This window comes from Nocardiopsis alba DSM 43377 (assembly GCF_000341225.1).
GTDB lineage: Bacteria > Actinomycetota > Actinomycetes > Streptosporangiales > Streptosporangiaceae > Nocardiopsis > Nocardiopsis alba.
Genome location: NZ_ANAC01000021.1, coordinates 1 through 21498, shown reverse-complemented (window position 1 = coordinate 21498; position 21498 = coordinate 1). Strand labels below are relative to the sequence as shown.

Sequence of the window (21498 nt, the reverse complement as noted above, 5' to 3'; positions counted from 1 at the left end):
GGGAGTCGGAGTGGTGGTGGGGGAGTGGCCGGGAACGTGCGGGTGAGGGTCGCTCTTCGAGGGGCGGCGTGTGGGGAGCGGGTGCCTCGTCGGGGTTTCCGTCGGATAGGGGTGGGGGGTACCCGTTCCCGCGGATCCCCCGGTCACCCGGGCGGGACGGAGGGCGGGTTCACCCCTCCTCGTCGAACCGGGCGCGCGCCCGTTCGATGTCCGCCATGTTCTCGTGGGCCCAGCCGAGGAGCGCGTCGATCGGCTCTCGGATCGTCTTGCCGAGCGGGGTGATGTCGTACTCGACCGCCACCGGCCGCGTGCTCGTCACGGTGCGCTCGACGATCCCGTTGCGCTCCAGGCGGCGGAGGGTCGCGGTCAGGGACTTCTGGGTCACCGCGGGGATCGCACGGCGCAGTTCGTTGAAGCGCGAGGGGCGTTCGCAGAGCTCGTTCAGTACCTGGAGCGACCATTTGTCGAGGACCTGGTCGAGCAGCTCGCGATGGGGTCTGGCGATCTCGACGTGTTCGGGAGGGGTGGAGGAGGTTTCGCGCACGGTACCTGGTCTCGTTGAAGTGTCCTTCGGATAGCAGGTATCAATCGTATACCTGAGCACCGAAGCGAGAAGGAGAAGCACATGGCCGTGGCGCTGTTCACCCCCGAGGGCATGATGGGGGAGACCCTCTACCACCACGTCGCCGTCGCGACCGGCACCCGTCACGTGCACGTGGCCGGTCAGGTCGCGCGCGAGGGAGAGCGCGAGGACTTCGCCGGGCAGGTCGCCTCGGCCCTGCGGGAGACCGCGACCGGACTGGCGGGCGCGGGCGCCGGCTTCGCCGACGTCGTGCGCCTCACGTTCTACGTCACGAACCGGAACGACGAGAGGGTCGAGGAGCTCATGGCGGGCATCGAACGCGTCGCCGAGGAGATCGGGCTGCCCCGCCCGCTGCCGCCCGCCTCGCTCATCGGGGTCGAGGGCCTGTACCGCCCCGAGATCCTCGTCGAAGTGGAGGCCACCGCCGTCCTGGAGTGACCCGTCGGCCTCCCCTCCGGGCCCGGAACGGCCGGAGGGGACGAGCACGCTCAGACGTTCGAGGTGATCCGGGGCTCCGGGGCGCGTTCGAGCCGGAGCAGTCCCAGGACGATGAGCGTCTGGGCGGCGATGTAGGTGCTCATCACCAGGAGGTCGCGCTGGGGCAGGTCGAGGCCGGGGGCGAAGGCGTTCAGAGCGATCAGCGAGTCCGAGATCAGGAAGAGGGCCCCGCCGGCGGCCACCCACGGTCCCAGCCCGGTGGACAGGATCGCCATCAGGCCCAAGAGCAGTCCGTAGAGCAGCACAGGGACGAGCAGGGGGCCGGTGTTCGGCGCGCAGATCCAGACGAGCGCCGCCACGTAACCCACGTAGGGGACGAGGAGGAGACGCCGTCGGTACAGGACGCTCTCGGCCCGGTACCTCCAGAAGGCCACCACGTACACGACCTGCGCGATGAGGAAGAAACCCACCATCAACAGGAACGCGGTGTCGCCGGAGGCGAGGCCCGGGGCGGTGTCCCCGAGCCAGGAGAAGACCAGGGCGACCACCGTGAGTCCGAGCAGGCGGCCGAGCGGGCGACCGGCGGCGGCGACCAGGACGAGGGCCAGGGCGGGCATGAGGGCGACCTGAGTGGGACGTGACCAGCTCTCGGGGCCGAACACCTGGATCCACAGGTGGACGAGGCAGATGAGGGCGAACAGCGCGAGCAGTGCCCGGGGAAGGGGCCGATCAGGGATCATCCGGACATCATAGACAGCGGTCCCCCGTTCTGGCCTGGGCGTTCGTCCGATCGGACGCGTCATGGAGACGTGGGGTCGCCCGGGTTCTCCGTATCCCGCCCGGTCGTGTCGAGGGAGGTCGGTGTTCCGGAAGGGCTCTTGGTGACATCCGGACGGTGGTTTTCCGGCCGGTGGGGACAGATCTGGCTCTCCAGAAGGTGACTAATCCCTTTACGGTCTGGTCGGAAATGCACTGAAGCGCACATCACTAGAGCAGGTTCGGTGGTGTATTGCCATGCTCTGACCTTTTTGTGTGCTTCCTTCGGTGGTGCAATGTGGCCTTGGTGGTGAAACACCGACTCGCCCTGGCCACTCCCAACCCTCACAATGCCTCACTATAGGGATGGGGTAGACAAGGCATGGCGGAAGCGTCGGTGACGGCGCGATGATGTACGGGCGCCGGCGAAAGCGCCGGCGCGTCACTATGTGCAGGAGGCGGGGATGGTCAAGACGTCGCGGCGCGACACCGCGGTGCGTGACCGGGCCGACGACGACCACGATCTCGACGCTCCGCGTCCCCGCAGGCCCAAGGCGGGCGCGGGCGGACGCTGGTGGGTCGGCGTGGGGCGCGTCCTCCTCTGGGCGTTCATCATCGTCGTCATCTTCAACGGCATCTGGTTCCCCATCCGCAACGGTTTCTCCCTCCCCTCCTCCTCGTCCGCCGACACCGAGACGACCGAGGCCCCCGCGTTCCCCGAAGCCCCCGCGGCCGCGTTCGCGCTGCGTTTCGCCGACACCTACCTCGACACCTCCGACCTCGAGGCCCGGCAGTCGGCGCTGGTCTCCTTCGTGCCCGAGGGCGAGGTCGGCTCCCTCAACGTGCCGGCCGACGGTCTCACCGGGGAGAACCTCACCGTCGTCGCCGTCGACGTCCTCGACGACCACAACGCCCTCGTCGTGGTCCGAGCCGACGTCAACGGCGAACCCATGAGCCTCCAGGTGCCCGTCTACAGCGATGGCGACGCCCTGGTGCTCTCCGGTCCTCCCGCGCTGCTCGCCGCCCCGGCGCAGGCGAGCCTGCCGGAGGGCGTCTCCTACGACACCGACTCCCAGGCCGCCGAACAGTTGAGGGACACCCTCTCGGGCTTCTTCGAGGTCTACGCGGAGGAGGCCGGACACCTGGACCGCTACGTGGAACCGGGGGTCTCGATCACCCCACTTCCGGCGGACACCCTGGAATTTCACGAACTGTCCGATATCGCGGTGCCATCCCAGTCCTCGACCGGGGATGATGACGTACGACAGGTGGCCGCCACCGTGGTCTGGTCCCTCCCCTCCGGCGACACGGCCGGAGACGGCGGGAACACGGGACAGATGGTGCAGAACTACCTGGTCACGGTCGTCGACTCGGGCAGTGAGTGGTACGTGCGTGACATCCAGGGAGCCCCGCACTCGTTCGGCGGGTGACGGGGCCTGTAGGCAAGGAGACGAGAAGAACCATGCGCACACCAGAAACGACACCGGAGGGAGGCGCCTGACATGCTCCCCCTGTTGTCCTCGACCGCCGACGCCATGACGGCCATCGGTGGCACGGACCTCCTCCACCTGGCGGCCGACGCCACCCCGGGAACGACGGAGAACGCCCCCGACACCGGTGGACTCGCGGACTTCCTGCGAGGCTTCTTCGGGCCGCTCTTCCTCGTCATCGTGTCCATCGTCGCGATCTTCTTCCTGTTCACCAGGGAGATCACACGGTTCGCGCAGTTCCTGATCCTGGCGATCTTCATCGGGATCGTCTTCTACGTCCCCGGCATCATCGAGGTCATCGCGGTGGCGCTCGCCCGAGCGATGGGCGTACCGACGGAATAGGCGAGGGAGGCCGGAGACCGTGGATCTGCCCACGTACACCAACATCTGGCGTATCGAGAAGAGGCTCTACAAGCTCTACGATTTCCGGCTGCCCATGCCGCTCCCGGTCGGCACCTTCGGTGTCGCGCTGGGGGTCTTCGCGCTCTGGGTGGTGCTGCTGAGCATCGTCAACGCCCCCTTCGAGTTCGGCAACGGCTGGCACCTGGTGCTGTGGGTCGTGCCACCGGGGGTGATCACCGTGCTGGCGACCCGGCCGGTGATCGAGGGCAAGCGCCTCACGGAGCTGCTCATCTCACAGGCGCGTTTCCTCACCGAGGCGCGCGTGTACACCAGGCTCGCCCCGGAGTACGAGCCCTCGGAGGTGCGTGTGGCGGTGCGTGTGTGGCACCGCGACCCCGCCGCCGGGCCGCTTCCCCTGCCCCGGGGCGCACGCCGCGACCAAGAGGCCGCCGAGACGGAGGAGATCGAGGTCTCCGAAGAGGCCTCCATCGAATCCACCGCCCCGAGCGAGGTCGAACGCGATCCGCGCGCCGTCGGGGAGGCGGCGCCGCCGCTGCGCGGGGTGGCCGCCCCCGAGCCCGCCGCGAGGGAGGTCGAGCCGCTCCCCGACCCCGGCGACCGGCTCACCGAACCGGAGAAGACGGTCGAGGCCCCCGACACGCGGGTTCCGGTCACCGCCGGAGCGCCGGCCAAGGAGGACACTGAGGGTACGCGGGAGACCACGGAGGGCCTCGGGGACACCCACGTCGCGATGGCCGCCGTAGAGGCCCGCGAAAGCGACGACGGCGCCCGTCCCGGGGTCGGCCGCCGCGTACTCAACTACTTCGGCTTCGCCCTGAACACCGGTGGCGGTGGTGACGGCGAGGCCCGGGAGAAACCCGAGGACGACGCTCGGGATCGTGTCGGTGGGGAGGGCTCGAACATCGAGGGAGATGTCTTCGACGAGCCCGTCCACGCCACCGAGGAGGACGAACGACGCGACCGCGACGAGTGGCTCGCCCGACTGCGCGCCTCCTCCGGTGAGACACCGATCGGTCTGTCCTCCAAGAGCGCCTACGCCGAATCCGACACCGGCGCCATGAGCACCGATGAACTCGCCTCGGCGGTCCGATCGGCCGCCGAGCGTTCCGAGGATCGGCGTCGCGCCGAAGAGATCATGGCCGCGCCCGAGCCGACCGAGAGTCGTTCGGAGTCGACCGCCGCCCGTCGTCTGCGCGGACGCGCCCAGGGCATCCGGGTCGCCAAGGACCTGGCCGACCGCCGGGAGCGCGAGACCGGTCCGGTCGACGTCACCGACGACACACGGGTGGCCGACACGGTCGAACGGGAACCGGTCCGCGAACGGGTCCGTCCCGCCGAACCCCCGATACGCGCGCGGGGTACGGCCCTGCCCGCCACCGAGGACACCGACCCCGTGGACGGGCCCGCCGGGCCGAAGGGGCGGCCGCACGCCGCCCCCTGGTCCCTCGACCCGGACGGCGCCGATCGGGAGGGCGCGTCGAGCGACCCCTCTTCCGAAGCGGGCGGCTACCCCGACCTGTCCGACTACGCCGCGCGCTACGCCGAGGCCACGGGCAGGCCCTCAGCGGCCCGCGACGTCTCCCCGGCTCCATGGCTTCCACCGGCGTCCACCACCCCGGAGCGGGAGGAGCCTACCCCCGCGGAAGCCGGACGGATCGGCCGGACCGCGGCCGGACCGCAGGCCTCGCACGCCACCGACGGCCTCGGCGAGGCCCGGACCGAGACCGCCGACAGGAGCGGAACGGGACGGGAACCGGAGGGTGAGGGGCGGACCGGACACGACTCCGAGTGGGACGAGCACATGTCCGTGCTCGATCGCCACCTGATCCAGGCCGACACCCCGGCGCCGCCCCGCCCCAAGTTCGCCGACGTCGTTCCCGCGCACGAGCGGGAGAACGAACCGACCGACGACGCGGAGTGGTTCGACGACGGCAAGCGCCGTCACCCCGACCAGCCGAAGGTCGGAGACCGCGACAACCCCGTCATCCCGGCGGAGGAACTGCGGGAGGAGAGCGGCGAGCGGGAGGCGTCCGCCGACGAGCCTCGGACGGAGGACCCCGAGGAGGAGACCAAGCCCGCGACCCAGCTGGATCACGGTACGGGTGAGCTGGTCAGCTTCGTGGAGGTGCGACGGGAGCCCGAGCCGAAACCCGAGCCCGCTCCGGAACCGGAGACGAGAGAGCGGGGGACCGAAGGGGAGAACGGTCGACCGGAGAGGACGGACGCCCCCGTCCCCGCCCCGAAGCCCGAACCGGCCCCCGAGGCCGTCGAGGCCGTCGCCACCGAGGCGCCCGAACCCGCCCCGGAGCCGGAGACGGTCCTGGAGAAGGACCCCGAACCCCGGACGGACGTGGAACCGCGGACCGCCCCTTCCACCGGGACACCGACGAAGGGGGGCGAGGAGACGGCCAAGCCCGCGACCCAGCTGGATCACGGTACGGGTGAGCTGGTCAGCTTCGTGGAGGTGCGACGGGAACCGGAACCCCGGGTCCGGGCCGGCGCGACCGGGACCGTGGACGCGGCCGACTCCACGGAGCGCAGCGCCGCGGTCGAGGGAACGAACCGGGAGCGCGTCGAACGACCCGCCCCCGAGAGGCCCCGAAAGGTCGAAGGTCTCCGTTCGAAGGAGAACGCGGCCGCCGCCCTCCGCCCGACCGAGGACGAACTGGCCGAGGCCGAGGAGGCCGCCCTGCGCGCCCGCCGTCGGGCCGACGGAGCCGCCGAGCCGGCCATCGCCTCCGAACCGGGGATCACGAAGGAGACCGTCGAGGAGGACGGCCGGCGCACGGAGCCCGACCCCTCGGACACCTCGGAGGACCGGGAGTCCTTCGGCCCGCACGATCCCCACGACGGGGTCTTCCACAAGGTCGCCCAGAACGCCCGCAGGATCGGCCGACTCTTCGGACAGACCGTGCCCGGAGAGGAGCCCGAGCCGCCCGCGCCCCGCACCGCACAGGAGACGAGGGAGGCGCGCGAGGAGACGGCCGATCGGGAGGAGTCCCCCTCCCAGGAGCTGGAGCTCGACCACGGCACCGGAGAACACGATGGCCTGGGGGACACCCCCGGAGGCGGCACCGCGCGCCGGGTCGACCCCGAACCGGCCGAACCCGCCGCCGAGGCCGCGGGCGACTCCGGGGCCACCCGGGGATGGCGCCGGTTGGCGAGGGTCGTCACCGGCGGCGCGGCGCCGATGCGCTCGGACCTGCCCGAGGGCGACATCGAACGGCTCCGCGCACCCCTCGACCGACCCCGGGCCCTGGTGGTCCTCGGATGCACCGGTGGCGCCGGACAGTCGGTGACCGCGCTGATGCTCGGCCACACCCTCGCGGCGCACCGCGACGACAGGGTGGTCGCGGTCGACGTCAACCCGGGCCCCAACGGACTGTCCCGACGGGTCGGGGCCCAGGCGCCGGAGACGCTCACGGCCCTGCTGGCCAACGCCGACGGGATCGACGAGTACGAGCGGATGCGTTCCTACGCGGGGCGCGCCGTGACCGGGCTGGAGGTCGTCCAGACCCTCGACGATCCCTACGTCCAGACCCTGGACGACCGCGACTACGGTCAGCTCGCCGAACTGCTCGGCGGTTTCTACGGTCTGACGTTGCTGGACCCGGCCGCCACCGGTGTGGCGCGGGCCCTGCCGGTCGCGGACGGCCTGGTGCTGGTCGCGCCGGCCAGCGCCGACGCCGAGCGCGCCGTGTCCATGACCTTCGAGTGGTTGGACGGCAACGGATACTCCGCGCTTCGCGCCAACTCGGTGCTCGTGGTCAACGGGGTGAGCAAGCGCAGCCTGCGGGACGTCGACGCCGCCGAGCGGGTGGCCCGAGGCCGCTGCCGCGCGATCGTGCGCATTCCGTGGGACGACCACCTGGGCTCCTCGTACACGAAGATCGACGTGGGCGCGTTGCGCCCCGCGACCAAGAGGGCCCACGGGGCCCTGGGCGGGGTCCTGGTCAACTCGTTGATCTCGACGCCCCGGCACTGAGGTCGGTACACGGCCCGAGGGCCCGCCCCGGATCGGGGCGGGCCCTCGGTGGTTCTCGGTCGCGGGGCGTGTGGAGCTCTCACACGCCCCGAGGCGTTCGTTTCCGGCCCGCTCGAGGCGTCGAACCCGTGGTGTCCGTGCCGGGGTCGGTCGGCCGCTTCGGTACGCGCGGGACGTCTCTCCCACGTTCGCGCGTCCGGGGCCCTACGAGTGCCTGTGGCCGGATGCTAACGACCGGCCGGAGTGGTGTCGGAGGACGCGAGGAAACCCGGGCGAGCCGAGCTCGCGCTGAAGGGTTTGTCGCAGGCGTTCTCCACGCTGTTGTACACGATGAACACGTTGGATCGCGGGAAGGGCGTGATGTTGCCCCCGGATCCGTGCATGCAGTTGGAGTCGAAGACGGTCACGTCGCCGGCCGAACCGGTGAGGACGTCGATGCCGTGCCGTTCGGCCAGCAGGGCCAGCGACGCCTGGTCCGGGGTGCCCACGTGCTGGCTCTTGAGCGAGGACCGGTAGTGGTCCTCCGGAGTCTCGCCGACGCACGAGACGAACGTCTTGTGCGAGCCCGGCATGATCATCAGAGCGCCGTTGTGGGTGTAGTTGTCGGTCAGGGCCACCGAGAAGCTGACCGCGCGCATACGCGGCATGCCGTCCTCGGCGTGCCAGGTCTCGAAGTCGGAGTGCCAGTAGAACGAGCCTCCGCCGAAACCGGGCTTGTAGTTCACCCGGCTCTGGTGCACGTACACGTCGGATCCGAGGATCTGACGGGCACGGTCGACCAGTCGGGGATCGTTGACGAGGTCGGAGAAGACCTCGCTGATCTTGTGCACCTCGAAGACGGAACGGACCTCGTCGGAGGTGGGTTCCACGACGATCCGCTCGTCCTTGCGGAGCGCGCGGTCGTCACTGAGGCGTTTGAGTTCGGCCCGGTACCGCTCGACCTCCTGAGCGTCGACCATCGACGCGACCTGTGTGTAGCCGCGGCGACCATAGTCGCTCAGTTCCTCGGCGGTGAAGGGGCCCGTCGCGTCACCGCTCCAGACCGTGGGGTCCTGACGGTAGAGCAGCGCGGGCTCCGGGGCCTTACGGGTCGGGTACTCGTCCGCGGTCGGAAGATCCATTTGCAGAGTCATGCCGTTCCCCTCGGTGAGGGTCGCTCCTCTCGAATCGGGTTCTCTCCTACGACAGGTGAACCTAACAAATCCGACGGGAGGGCATATTCGAGGCTCGAACGTCCGTTTGTTTACCGGAAGGTCCTCGGGGTATTACTGACATACTATATGGGCGGAAAACGTAAATCAAAGGACCGTTGTTCTCGGGTTTGCGTGAGGTTGGTGAGGCCGTCCCAGGGCTTACCTGCGTCGAATCGCCCAGGGTGACGAATCCGCTGACCCGGGGTCATCGTCCCAGGTCGTCCGGTTGTCGCCGTCGACCCTCTCCCCGAGATGCCCGAGTCCCCGGTTTCCATGTGACCTGTTTCACACGAATCTGGTGTGCTGCATGGTTCAAACCGACGAGCTCCCGTTTTGCGCTCCAGTCCCACCCGCTCCGTGTATTTCACGCGGAATTCTCCTGACGGGGTCTGGTGTCGAGGGCTCGATTACCGCACAGTAGGTGCGTCCACTTTTCCTCGACCCGCTCAAGAGGAGAGATAACGTGTCCACCCTCCCCCGTGCGCTCTCGCGCGGCATCGCCGCGGTCTCGGCCGCCGCGATGGCCGTGGTCATCGGATGGTCCGCCCCCGCCGCCGCCGACCACACCCTGCCCCCGAACATCCCCTCGGAGTCCGAGGCCAGGACCCAGCTGGACTCCCTCACCGTCGCCCCCAAGGGCCCCCAGGACGGTTACGACCGAAGCCTCTTCCCCCACTGGAACGTGGTGGAGAGCCCCTGCACCGCTCGACAGGTGGTGCTCCAGCGTGACGGCCACGACGTGGTCACCGACTCCAGGTGCCAGCCCACCTCCGGAAGCTGGTGGAGCGCCTTCGACGACGAGTGGGTCGAGGACGTCCCCGGCGACATCAGCGTCGACCACCTGGTGCCGCTGAGCGAGGCCTGGAAGACCGGGGCCGCCGACTGGTCCACCTCCGAGCGCGCCGACTTCGCCAACGACGTGGAGTCCTCCCAGCTGTGGCTGGCCACCCCGTCCAGCAACGGCGCCAAGGGGGACAAGGACCCCTCGGAGTGGATGCCGACCAACACCTCCGTCCACTGTGACTACGTGAAGTCCTGGATCGACGTGAAGCACCGCTACGACCTCACCATCACCTCCACGGAGAAGTCCTCCCTGAACGGCACCCTCGACACCGCCTGCTGACGAGGGAGGGTCCGGGTGGGCGCGCGTCCGGATGTCGCGTGCCCACCCGGACCCACCACGATCGGGTTTCCGGCGTGCCGTAACCCCGTTTGCTTCTGCGCCTCGGGCCGCATGCTCCACTATGGACTGGCACGCTCAGCCGCGACGCGACCAGAAGGGCAAGGCGACACGAGATGACCGGCACCAGGGGGACCCGTGGGGCGACCCGCCTCGCGGTCCGCTACTTCGACGACCGTGTGCTCTTCAGCGACACCGAGGCCTGGGCCTACTTCCGACTGCCCACCGTCTCCTACGAGTTCACCACGCCCGAGGAACGGCAGGCGCTCGCCACCAACATCACGATCGCCCTCGCCGCCATCCGGATGAACGACGCCGAGGTGCACCTGAGGGTCGCCCACCGCACCTATCCGGCCGCCCAGTGGGCCACCGAACTGGACGCCACCGCCGACTCCGGACCCGGCTGGTACGACTACCTCGACGAGATGTACCGGCACGTATGGGCCAAGGACTTCTGGACCAAGGAGGTCTACCTCGGGGTGCGGCTGGGCATGCGCAACGCCGGTGGCGGCCTCGGTCTGTTCTCCCAGATCTTCGGCGCCTACCAGCGCACCGAACAGGTCCTCGGCATCAACGACGACGCGGTCGACGACAAGGAGCTCGCCCGCTGGACCGACCAGTCCGAACGTCTGGGCCGGGCCCTGGCCGCCAGCTCCCTGCACGCCCGCCACGCCACCTCCGATGAGATCGCCTGGCTCGTCCGACACTCCGTCACCGGCACCTCCGAGGAGATCCGCCCCTCGGCCGCCGGCCGCCGCACCTGGGGGCGGGGAGAGATCGAGGCGCTCGTCGACGGGGTGGTCCACAACGGGCGTTCCATGCTCAGACTCGAACAACCCTCCGGCTCCACCCACGTCTCCTTCCTCTCCTTCGCCCGATTCCCCGACCTGATGCCCTTCCCCGACGGGGAACCGTGGCTGCACCACGCCGACGCGCTGCCCTTCCCGGTCGAGCTCTCCCTGCGCATGAAGCTCATCCCGCCCGCGAAGGCCTCCAAGGACGTGGGGCGCAAACTCGCGCACGCGCGGGACATGGACGCCCACATCCGCGAGGCCGGAGTGGAGGCGCCCATCGCCCTGGCCGAGCAGATCGACGCCGCCCGCATGCTGGAACACGGCATCACCAAGGAACGCCTGCCGTTCGTCTACGGCTGGCACCGGCTCATGGTCTCCGCGCCCACCGAACGCCTCCTCGTCCAGCAGGTCGAGGCGGTCATGGAGCACTACCGCGACATCGGCATCGACGTCATCAACTCCACCGGCGACCAGCTCTCCCTGTTCAACGAGTCGCTGCCCGGAGACAAGATCCGACTCAACGCCTACGCGCAACGTCAGCCGCTGCGCACCATCGCGGGCGGCATGCCCACCGCCACCGTCGAGGTCGGAGACCGCACCGACCGGCAGGGCGGCGGCTGGGTGGGCCCCTACGTCGGTGAGACCGTCGGACGGGCGCGCTCCATCGTCCACTTCGACCCCATGGTGGCCGCCGCGCGCAACCGTCCCACCGCCATCGCCATCACCGGTGAGCCCGGTGGCGGCAAGACGACCCTGGCGCTGCTGATGATCTATCAGCTCGCCCTGCGCGGGGTCACCGTCGCCGCCATCGACCCCAAGGGCGACGCCGAGTCCCTCGTCGAACTGCTCAAGCACCGGGGACGCAAGGCGCGCGTCATGTCGCTGGGTTCGGCCCAGCCAGGCCTGCTCGACCCCTTCGCGTTCGGCGACGACCTGGCGGCCAAGAAGACCATGGCCACCGAGACCCTGCGTCTGCTCCTGCCCCGCATGAGCGAGGAGCGCGAGTCCGCGATGATCCAGGCCGTGGCCACCGTCGCCAACCAGCCCCGGCCCTCCCTGGCCAAGGTCGTCGACCACCTCACCGCCTCCGACGACGCCGCCTCGCGCAACCTCGGCGCGGTGCTCGGGTCGATGGCGGAGATGCGTCTGGCCTCCCTGTGCTTCGACCCCCAGGGCGAGGCACGCATCGATACCGAGGGATGGACCACCGTCTTCACCCTCGGCGGGCTCACCCTGCCCGATTCCGGGGTCGACCGCGACGACTACTCCTACGAACAGCGCCTGTCCGTGGCCCTGCTCTACCTGGTCTCCCAGTTCGCCCGCCGCCTCATGAACGGTCTGGACCGTCGCCTGCCCAAGGCGATCTTCCTCGATGAGGCCTGGGCGGTCACCTCCACGCCCGAGGGGGCCAAGCTCGTCCCCGAGGTCTCCCGCATGGGCCGTTCCCGCAACACCGCGCTCATCCTCGTCTCCCAGAACGCGGGTGACATGCTCAACGAGCAGGTCACCAACTGTCTGTCCTCGGTGTTCGCCTTCCGCTCCAGCGAGGCGCACGAGGTGGGCAGCGTGATGGACCTGCTCGGCGTGGAACCGAACGAGGACCACATGGCGGTCCTGCGCAACCTCGGCAACGGCGAATGCCTCTTCCGGGACCTGGACGGCCGCACCGGCAGGATCGGCGTCGACCTGGTCTCCGAATCTCTGCTGCGCTGGCTGGACACCAACCCCACCCGGGAGCGGCCCGCCGAGATGGTGTCCACTAACGGCCGTGGGGAGTAGCGCGCGCCGCTGATGGGGATCTAGAGGGGTATCGACCTTCGTGTCCCGAACGCGCCTCGGCGTTCGGGACACCGTCCGACAGACCCCCACCACTCACAAGGGACCCCCATGAGTGAGGACGTCATCCGGCCGCGTACCGTCGTCGACCCCGCCCTGCCTGAGGACGTCCGCGAGGACCTGCTCCGGGCGGCGGCGATCGCACCGCACCGCTTCCACCGCGGGACCACCACCGAGGACGACGATCCCGCCCGAACGGCGAAGGTCCACGACCGGCTTCGACGTCTGCGCGAGGCATGGGAGCGCATGTCCTGGCTGGTGGGCATCCTGACCACCGTCCTGGTCGTGGCCGGAGGCCGCCCGGGGATCGTGCTCCTTCTGGCCGCGTACGCCCTCACCCCGATCCTTCACCCCGATCTGACACGCGGGGCCCGATGGATCTGTGGCCTGGCCGGTCTCGGGGCCTTGGCGATCACGCCCCTGTGGCTGTTCGGGTCGGTGGACCCGGAGCTCCTGGTCGCGGCCCCCGCGGCGCTCCTCGCGCTCCTGGTCGGGACGGTCTCCGTGGACGTCCTCGTCGGCGAGGAGGGGAGACGGGGCACGATCGACCTTCGAGGCCGGGTCCTGTTCCCCGAGGACATCGACCCGGTCGACCACGACGCGCTGGTCGAGGTCCAGCGGACCCTCGACCTCGTGGCCGACGCCCGGGCGGAGTTCGGCGGAGAGGACCCCCTGGACACCGCCCGCGGCCTGGTGGTCCTGCGCGACCAGGAATGGCGGATCGCCTCCCTCCTCGCCCGTCGGAGAGAGCTGCGCCGCGACCACCTTCTGCGATGGCAACGGGCCACCTCGGAGCGGGTCAGAGAGGCGTTGCGCCCTCAACGCGAGCATCTGGACGCCATCGAGGGCCATATCCGGTCACGGGTCGCGCGGATCGTCGCCTATGGACGGCTGGTGGAGGAGGCGGTCGCCGCCCATCTGGAGTGGGAACAGTGCGAGGAGGCCGTGGGGGCGCTCACCGAATACGCGGAGCTGCGGGCGGAGGCGTCGCTGCTCCGCGCCGAACCGCCGGAGGTCGTCGAGCTGGCGGACACGGCCGAAGCGGCCCGACGGATCCGTGACGAGAGCGTGGCCCGGGTCCACGCCGCCGCCACGGGGCTCGACCGGGTCGAGCCCGCCGCGGTGTGACCTTCCACCCGGGCGCGGGCGACGTCGACGGGCTTCCGGGGACGGGGCCGGAGGGTGCGGGCCGGCGGTCGAGGGCCCGGTCCTAGCGCGGCCCCCGCGAGACGAACAGGAGCCCGCAGGCGGCCAGGGCGTGCGCCGTCAAGAGCGCGTGCGCCACCAGGGGACCGGCGCCCTCCCCGGTGAACACGCCCCATCCCAGAGCCGCGCCGCTCAGGAGCAGAGCGAGCAGCCCCACCGGGAACGCGGCCCGGTGGCGAACGGCCGGCCCGATCGCGGCACCGGCCGACGACAGTCCGGCCGAGGCCGCGAGCACGGCACCGGCCCATCCGGTTCCGGCACCGAGCGAGGGACCCAGGACGGCGAGGACCGAGAACGCCACGGCGTTGATCCCCCACATCACCGTGACGGCGAGCGAGGAGGCCGATCTCTCCCCCTTCGACCGACCCTCGGAAGGGGAGACGCTGTAACCGACACCGTCGAGGAACCCCCGGGCGGCCTCCGTCGGCATACTCACGACCTTCGACGCGGGCCCTTCGACAGGAACACCACCGGGAGAGGCCCCCGGAGGGGAGGGGCGCGGTACGGGGGTCCCCGCCGGGGGAGTGGGACGACGGGGTGCGGGGCCGGGGGCTCCGGAAGGCCGACCGCTTCCACCGGGAACGGGCGTACCTCGGCCGGGTGTCACCGCCCCGGCGGGCGGAGGGGCGGGACGTGGCGGGGACATCGGTCTCCCTCCCGCGGGGACCCCGCCCGGGGGAGTGCCGGAGACGGGGCGGCGCGGCTCGGGGACCCCCTCCACCGGGACGCCTCTAGGCGGCGTGCCAGGAAGCGGGACGTGCCGTGTCGGAACCCCGCCCGCCGGGGGACGCGGCACCGGAACCCCGCGCGGCCCCGTGCCCCGGGCCGTCACGCCACCGTAGGGCGCACCACCCGGCGGCGCGCCCCTACGGATCGGCACGTTCTCCAGGGTCTCCGGACGTACGCGATCCAACAGCTCCAGAGCGGCCGACGGGGTGGGCCGGGCCGCCGCATCCCGGGTCAACAGAGCCTCGATCAGCGCCCGCAGGGCCGCGCTCCGAGGGGACCCCGCCGCCTCGTTCCGGGACAGACGAGGTGGCACCGGCGACGTCAACACCGCGCTGATCATGCCCGTGATGCTGTCCCGTTTGAAGGGGGAACGCCCCTCCAACAGCGAGTACAGCGTCACGCCCAGGCTCCACAGGTCCGAGGCCGGCAGGGCCCGTTCCCCCTCGAACCGTTCCGGGGCCATGTACTCGGGCGAACCGATGTACACCCCGGTCTGCGTGAGCGCGGCGCTCCCGTCGACGTTGGCGATGCCGAAGTCGGTCAGCACCGTCCGCTCGTCCTCGGTGAACATGATGTTGGCGGGTTTGACGTCACGGTGCGTCACGCCCGCGGCGTGGGCGGCGTGCAGACCGCCCAACAACGCCCGCGCAGCCTTCTCGACCCGTTCCACCCGCATCGTCCCGTGGGCGTCGATGTGCTGTTGCGAGGAGGAACCGCTGAGCAGCTCCATCACGATCCACGGGCTCGACTCGTGCTCGAGCACGTCGTGGACGGTGACCACCGCGGTATGGCTGATCCGGGCGGTCGCCCGGGCCTCGCGCATGGTGCGGGCGTGCGCCTCGATCCGGTCCTCCTCGCTCATGCCGTCGGGGAGCAGGACCTCCTTGACCGCGACGTCCCGTTGGAGGGCGGGGTCCCAGGCACGCCACACCGTGCCCATTCCGCCTACGCCCAGCCGTTCACGAAGCTCGTAGCGGCCGACCGTCGTGTGTTCGGGCGGGGGCATCCGAACGGCCTCCCTTCTGGCGGTGCGGGCCGGCGCGCGGGACTGCCTTCGCGGGAGTGAACGCGCACCACCACGCGCGGGAGAGGGGACCGCCGTTTCGTGGATCGGTCGGAACCGGAACACCACTGTAAACCGGGGGAGGTCGCCCTGCCTCGGGGCTTTACCGCAGGTGACCGATAGTGGTCAGACCTCCGTACCGGTGTTTCGGGCGCTCGGAGACGGCGTTCACGAGCTCGTGGAACGCCGGTGCCCTCAGGGTGCCGGAGAGGTCGCCGAGCGGGTCGGAACCGTCCGGGGTCACCGCGCCGTACGTGCCTGGAGGGCGAGCTCGCGCACCGCCTCGGTGTCCCCCGGGTCGAGGAGACGCAGGTGCCCGACCAGCTCCAGCAGCTCCTCTCCGGTCACGTCGAAACGGGCCGTCCCCTGAAGAAGGCCGTGCCGGCCGTCGATACCCGGATACAGGGCCACGACGCGGTCGGTCCCGGGGAGTTCGACGAACAGGGAGTCGCCTTCCGGAACGAAGCCGGGGAGAACGTCGAAGGCGACCCGGGCCTCCCGCTCGGAGAGCCCCGGAGCCTCGATCGATCGCTCCTCGACGAACCCCTCCTCGACCGTCTCGAAGGGCATGGTGTGGACCTCCACGACCTCCCGATCGTCGTTCATGTAGGCGATCCGGAGCTCCTCCCGGTCGCCGTGGGAACGCACATGCCACGGCCTCCAGCCGGGGCCGTCCAGGACGACGAGTGGCCGGGTGTGATCACCGAGCCCGGCCGCGTCCTCGGCCACTCGGTCGAGGGTGCTCCGCTCGGCGATCCCGGCGGTGACGGCCCCGGTGATCAGGAAGGTCGCCGCCAGCGCCGCCGAGGTTCGAAGGATCACCCGGCGGTCGGTACGCCGTACGTCCTCGTCGGGGACGGACCCGGCGTCGGAGGGGAGCCAGTCACGGGAACGTCGACGGCGCTCGCACAGGAACAGGACCGCGCACAGCACGGCCAGGTGCAGGTAGGCGCCGATGATCCACGGGACCCCCTCCGCCTCCGGGCCGATGGCGCCGAGGAACGCCCCCGCTCCGGTATCGGAGAGGAACATCGACAAGGGGAGTTGGATCGCGGGCAGCGCCATCGCCAGGTACAGCAGGCAGACGAGGGCCCGGGGCCGTGGCAGGCCCACCCGTCGCAGGAACCGGTGGAGCGGGAAGGCGAGACCCACCAGGCCGACGCCGGCCAGAACGGTGAAGACCGCGGTCGAGGCGTAGGAGTCGACCTGGAAGACGAACACCCCGACGAAGAGGGAGACGAGGAACAGGGGGATCGCGCCGACCACGACGATCGGTGGGAGAAGGAACGCCAGGATCGCCGTCGCCGCGAACGGCGAGGTATCGAGGAACGAGAGGGAGCGGCTCTTCGTGGCGGGGCCGGGGGATCGGGGAGACGAAGGGGACATGCTCGCGGACACCTCCGAGGGAGAGACGGGGGATCGGTGCTCTCCGTCCGATGACGGCACGGGAGGCTCCGGTTCTCTCGGGCCGCGGTGATCGGGGGGATCAGCCGGAACGCGTGGGCAGCGCGTCCAGGAGGATCCGGGCGCTCTCCCGGGCGTGGAGGGCGGACTCGGGCGTGTCGTGGATCGCCGCCAGCATCGTCGCCCCGGCGACCAGGTTGTGCAGTTGACGGGCCAGCGAACCCGGGTCGGGGGCCGTCGTCTCCGCCGCCAGCGTGTACAGGTGGTCTCGAACGGCGGTCATGTGGTCGCGTACGGCCCGGGCGACCGGCTCGGAGTCACGGCCCAGCTCCCCGAAGGCGTTGCTGAAGGGGCAACCGCGGAACTCGGGCAGGGAGTACCAACCGTGCAGCCAGTCGAAGACCGCCAGGACACGTTCCTCGGGGACGGCGTACCGGTCGGTGTGGGCGCGTAAGGCCTCGCGGGCCCGGACGTCCCGTCTGCGCAGGTAGGCCTCGACCAGTTCGGCCTTGGACGGGAAGACCCTGTAGAGCCGTTTGAGCGGAACCCGGGCGGTATCCCGTATGCGGTCCATGCCCACCGCCTGGATCCCATGGTCGTAGAACAGGGAGTCGGCGGCGTCCAGCACCTGCGCGCGGTCGTCCGTGACGGTGTCCATATCCGGCATCTTCTCGCCCATCCAGGAGAATGTCCGTTCTTCATCGTAGTCCTCGGTGACCGGGCGGCCGGGTGGCCGGGTTCGCGGTCCGCCCTTCGACTGTCCGAGAGGTGCAGAGGGAGCCGAAGTGGGCGGCGGAGACCGTGGCGGGTCTCGCGTACTCCACTTGAAAAGCTCCGTGCCCGCGGCATAGTCTCGCGGTGTGAGAACGGGCGTTCTCATGTGTACTCAGGGACGGTCCACCGGTTCGGAGGGGGAACGTGAACGGACGCGCGTCGTCCGGTTCCTCCAGGACGGCCGGGCCGGGTGGCCGTCCCGGGGCGCATGGAGACGTCGGCGGACCTCGGGACGAGGGCGCGAGGAACCGCACGGGGGCCTTCGCGCCCTCGCCTTCGCATGAGCGGGCCCGACCGTGTTCCCCTCGCCTCGCATCCCTCCCCATCGGCCTCCCGGGCCTTCTCCCGACACCACACGCGACGACGGGCTCCCGACCCCACCGCCGGGTTCGAGCGTCCGGATATCGTGGTGCGTCGAGTCGGCCGGTGGGAAAGGTGGCGTATGTCCGTGGCGGTGGATCCGGAGTCGAACGACCTGATCGAGGTGTTCAAGGCCCTCGGCAACCCGGCGCGTCTGCGGATCATGCGATGGCTGAAGGACCCGGAGGAGCACTTCGGCGAGTACGAGCCGATCGCGGATCGTCTGTCGGTGGGCGTGTGCGTCACGCACATCCAGGAGAAGTCGGGGCTCGCCCAGTCGACCGTCTCCAGCTACATGAGCACCTTGGAGCGCGCCGGTCTCGTGCATCCCACCCGGGTGGGCAAGTGGACGCACTACCGGCGTGATGACGAACGGCTGGCCCAGGTGGCGCGGGCGATCGGAACCGATATCTGATTGACGCATCGAAATATGTCGATATGATTCGATCATGTCGACCTTCGGTGGCGTCCCCACGGCCCTCATCGTCCACGCCCACCCCGAGCCGCACTCCTTCAGTGCCGCTCAGATGGCCACCGCGGCGCGAACTCTGAACGGCGCGGGATACCACGTCGACGTGCTCGACCTCTACGCCGAAGGATGGGCGCCGGTCCTCCGGCGTGAACAGTTCGCGTCCACCGAGGACCGTTTCAAACCGCAGGCCGAACAGGTGCGCGCGGTCCGGGAGGGCACCCTCGACCGCGAGGTCGAAGCCCACCTCCAACGCCTGCTCGCCGCCGACCTGCTCGTCCTGTCGTTCCCGATGTGGTGGTTCTCGATGCCCGCCGTCCTCAAGGGCTGGGTGGACCGGGTCTTCGTGATGGGCGGGGTGTTCGGCGGCGAACACGGGTTCTTCGAAGACGCCGCCCTCGCCGGAAGACGCGCGATGCTGCTGCTCACGACCGGAGGCTCCGCCGAGGCCTTCGAGCCGGACGGCGCCTTCGGCCCGATGGACGACTTCCTGTTCCATATCCGTCGAGGCATGCTCGAGTTCGTCGGCTACGAGGTCCTCGACCCCGTGGTCACCCACAAGCCGGTCCGGATGACCGACGAGGAGCGCGGTGTCGCGCTGAGGAGGGTCGAAAGGGCGATCGCCGATGTCGCCGGGGCCGCTACGGCCCCGATCCGCCCCTGACTCGATGGGGAGCCTCCCCGGGGCGTTCTGCGCGGGGGCGTGAGCGGAGCGGCCCCTCGGGGCTCGAGGGGTCATGGCTCCCCCTGGTGCGAAAGCCTCCTTCGCCTACGGGGCGGCGTGTTTCGGGCCGGCGGCAATCAGGGCTGCGGCCGTCTCGGAAGCCGTGAAAGGAACCGGGTTCCAGTCCGATTGGTGGCCTTGTGTCCACTTTTCACTACGAAAGGTGGTGTGACGCCCCTCATAGTCCCCGTCTGGTCAGCAAATTGTGGCCTCGCGGTTTTTGGGAGTTCCGGATGTCCTTTCAAGGTCTCTACCTGGGGAAACATCATGAAAGGTCGCATTCGTACCTGTGCGTCTGGCCCCCGTGAGGGTACGAATCGGAAATCTCATCGAGTTGAACCCATCCACGAGCCCGGTGATGGAGCACCATAGAGGATGGGGTAAAGACATGCGGGGGCCTTGTGGCCGTGCGGTCGTGCGCCTGGAGGCGTGCCGGCGTGTGCGGCGTGAGGCCTCGTGGTCTGCCATCACCCCGGACGAACACACGACGCAGGAGCTCAGCAGATGACGCATCAGCACGTCCACCGGCGGGGATGGCGACGCCTCCTGATGACGTTCCTGATGCTGAGCGGCTTCATCCTGCTGCCGCTGAGCGGGGCCACCGCCAACCCCCTGTGCCCGGGGCAGCCGGCGCCCCTCCCCGAATCCGCGGGAAGCGGCTCCGACGGGCTCCTGGTGCCTCCCCAGTCCCAGTCCGCCATCGAGGGCTCACCCGACGGGCTTCCCCCCGACGCCAGCATGTACGGCCAGTACGGCACGGCCGGCACCCAATGGCACATGATCACCGAATCCTGTGTGGACGGGATGGCCAACGGTGCCCAGGCGACGATCGCCAACTCCGCCTGGGACCTGTCCAAGACCATCAACCAGTCCACCATCACCGTCTACCAGGCCGCCACCTCCGACGGGCTGCTCGCCAGCTTCACCGAGACGGTCGAGAACGTCGTGGTCGCCCTCCGAGAAGGCGTCTGGCGGCCACTGATCCCCACCATCGTCATCCTGGGTGCCATCTGGCTCGGCTGGTACGGGCTCATCCGCAAGCGGATGACGCTCACCATCGAGTCCAGCGTGTGGATGGTCGCGGCCACCGCGCTGGGCATGTGGATCCTCATCAACCCCGCCCAGGTCATGGGGCTGGGCAGCACCCTCGTGAACTCGGGGACCCAGCTGGTGACCAGCGCGGTCGGACAGGTCCCCTACGGAGGAGGGTCGGGGGTCTGCCCGGCCGGGGCCGAGCCACCCGAACGCGCGGACTGGGAGTCGGAGGCCGACTTCCAGGTACGTCGTAACGCGGACATGATGTGGTCGAGCCTGGTCTGCCAACCGTGGATGTCGGGTCAATTCGGCAACGATAATATGGCTATCAATGCTGCTGAGATGCATGCGGAAGATCTCATGGCGGCCCAAGCCATCAGCAGGATAGAGCAGCAGCAGATCGAAGACGGTGACATTGATGCTGCAGCCTTGGTCACAGAAAAACAAGAAGCTTACGAGGGTATTGCTTCTGACATTCAGGAAAACTACCCGAGTGTCTATCCTCTTTTCTCTGGTGAGGATTCAGGAAGTCGGATCGGAGTCGCCACTCTCGCTCTCTTCGCGTCCATCTTCGCAGGAGGTCTGATCCTGGCGGGTTCGGTCGCCCTCATCGTCTTGAAGATCGGCTTCATGCTGCTCTTCATGCTCTCCCCGATCTTCCTGCTCATCGGGATCCACCCGGGCTATGGGCGTATGGTCCTGCTGCGTTGGGTGGAGCTGATGGTGGGCTTCCTGCTCAAACAGATCTTCGTGGTGCTGCTGATCGCCCTGCTGGTCATGAGCTACGGCATCGTCATGTCGACACCCATCGGGTGGGGGCTACAGATGATCCTGCTGGCCCTGTTCACCCTGGCGCTCTTCATCTACCGCAAGACCTTCGCCTACCTCTTCTCCTCGGTCAACGCGAACAGCTTCACCTCGCGGATCGTCAACGACGCCGCCCAGAGCCAGGCCTTGGGCAAGAGCGCGGCGGTCCTCCCGCCCGTCGCCTACCTCAAGGCGCAGAACTGGGGCCGTCGTCGCGGCGGGATGATCGCCGGAGCGGCCGCCGGTGTGCCGGCGAACGGAACCACCCCGACCGGAGGGGCGACCACGCCCGAGGAGTCCCAGGGCGAG

At 69.7% G+C, this 21498-nt stretch carries 16 protein-coding genes; 10 read left to right on the top strand and 6 right to left on the bottom strand.

The annotated features are described in order from the left end of the window. Nucleotides 1-169 precede the first annotated feature (169 nt). Nucleotides 170-544: a winged helix-turn-helix transcriptional regulator gene (locus D451_RS0120520; protein WP_017535813.1), complete on the bottom strand. Its 375-nt coding sequence runs from the start codon at nt 542-544 to the stop codon at nt 170-172. Between the two features lie 81 nt (nt 545-625). On the opposite strand from D451_RS0120520, the gene D451_RS0120515 reads away from it, so the two are divergent. Further along, entirely contained in the window at nt 626-1021 is a 396-nt protein-coding gene (locus D451_RS0120515) for a RidA family protein (RefSeq protein WP_017535812.1), read from the top strand. A 50-nt stretch (nt 1022-1071) separates the two neighbouring features. Here D451_RS0120515 and D451_RS0120510 read toward each other — a convergent pair whose 3' ends face one another. Further along, nucleotides 1072-1761, bottom strand: a complete 690-nt coding sequence (locus D451_RS0120510) for a lysoplasmalogenase (protein ID WP_017535811.1) — start codon at nt 1759-1761, stop codon at nt 1072-1074. 480 nt (nt 1762-2241) lie between these two features. On the opposite strand from D451_RS0120510, the gene D451_RS0120505 reads away from it, so the two are divergent. The 3 genes from D451_RS0120505 (at nt 2242) to D451_RS27070 (ending at nt 7615) form a co-directional block, all read left to right on the top strand. Next, on the top strand, nt 2242-3207 hold the full coding sequence (locus D451_RS0120505) for a conjugal transfer protein (protein ID WP_020379967.1): 966 nt from the start codon (nt 2242-2244) through the stop codon (nt 3205-3207). 72 nt (nt 3208-3279) lie between these two features. Beyond that, nucleotides 3280-3609 (top strand): hypothetical protein, encoded by a 330-nt coding sequence (locus D451_RS0120500; RefSeq protein WP_014910103.1) that lies wholly within the window; start codon nt 3280-3282, stop codon nt 3607-3609. 19 nt (nt 3610-3628) lie between these two features. Beyond that, complete coding sequence (locus tag D451_RS27070) at nt 3629-7615, top strand: conjugal transfer protein (protein ID WP_026125229.1); 3987 nt, start codon at nt 3629-3631, stop codon at nt 7613-7615. Between the two features lie 227 nt (nt 7616-7842). Here the strand turns inward: D451_RS27070 and thpD are convergent, their stop codons facing one another. Beyond that, nucleotides 7843-8748 (bottom strand): ectoine hydroxylase, encoded by a 906-nt coding sequence (gene thpD / locus D451_RS0120490; RefSeq protein WP_237449971.1) that lies wholly within the window; start codon nt 8746-8748, stop codon nt 7843-7845. Between the two features lie 523 nt (nt 8749-9271). Between thpD and D451_RS0120485 the strand changes: the two genes are divergently transcribed. From D451_RS0120485 to D451_RS0120475, 3 genes are all read left to right on the top strand, one after another. Continuing rightward, complete coding sequence (locus D451_RS0120485) at nt 9272-9931, top strand: HNH endonuclease family protein (protein WP_014912833.1); 660 nt, start codon at nt 9272-9274, stop codon at nt 9929-9931. Nucleotides 9932-10104: 173 nt separating this feature from the next. Beyond that, on the top strand, nt 10105-12561 hold the full coding sequence (locus tag D451_RS0120480) for an ATP-binding protein (protein ID WP_014909395.1): 2457 nt from the start codon (nt 10105-10107) through the stop codon (nt 12559-12561). Nucleotides 12562-12669: 108 nt separating this feature from the next. Further along, a complete protein-coding gene (locus D451_RS0120475) occupies nt 12670-13746 on the top strand; it encodes a hypothetical protein (RefSeq protein WP_017535808.1) in 1077 nt (358 codons plus the stop codon). An 82-nt stretch (nt 13747-13828) separates the two neighbouring features. Here the strand turns inward: D451_RS0120475 and D451_RS27065 are convergent, their stop codons facing one another. From D451_RS27065 to D451_RS0120455, 3 genes are all read right to left on the bottom strand, one after another. Beyond that, entirely contained in the window at nt 13829-15559 is a 1731-nt protein-coding gene (locus D451_RS27065) for a serine/threonine-protein kinase (protein WP_051067479.1), read from the bottom strand. Nucleotides 15560-15856: 297 nt separating this feature from the next. Beyond that, nucleotides 15857-17002 carry a hypothetical protein gene (locus D451_RS0120460; protein WP_017535806.1) on the bottom strand — a complete coding sequence of 382 codons (1146 nt, stop codon included), beginning with the start codon at nt 17000-17002 and terminating at the stop codon, nt 15857-15859. Nucleotides 17003-17102: 100 nt separating this feature from the next. Further along, nucleotides 17103-17678, bottom strand: a complete 576-nt coding sequence (locus tag D451_RS0120455) for a TetR/AcrR family transcriptional regulator (protein ID WP_237449972.1) — start codon at nt 17676-17678, stop codon at nt 17103-17105. A gap of 558 nt (nt 17679-18236) precedes the next feature. Between D451_RS0120455 and D451_RS0120450 the strand changes: the two genes are divergently transcribed. The 3 genes from D451_RS0120450 to D451_RS28415 all read left to right on the top strand — a co-directional run. Next, nucleotides 18237-18569, top strand: coding sequence for an ArsR/SmtB family transcription factor (locus D451_RS0120450; RefSeq protein ID WP_017535804.1), 333 nt, complete (start codon nt 18237-18239; stop codon nt 18567-18569). Between the two features lie 34 nt (nt 18570-18603). After that, nucleotides 18604-19287 carry an NAD(P)H-dependent oxidoreductase gene (locus tag D451_RS0120445; RefSeq protein ID WP_017535803.1) on the top strand — a complete coding sequence of 228 codons (684 nt, stop codon included), beginning with the start codon at nt 18604-18606 and terminating at the stop codon, nt 19285-19287. A gap of 564 nt (nt 19288-19851) precedes the next feature. Then, nucleotides 19852-21498: trbL/VirB6 plasmid conjugal transfer family protein (locus D451_RS28415; RefSeq protein WP_017535802.1), on the top strand; the 1647-nt coding region annotated here is incomplete at its 3' end.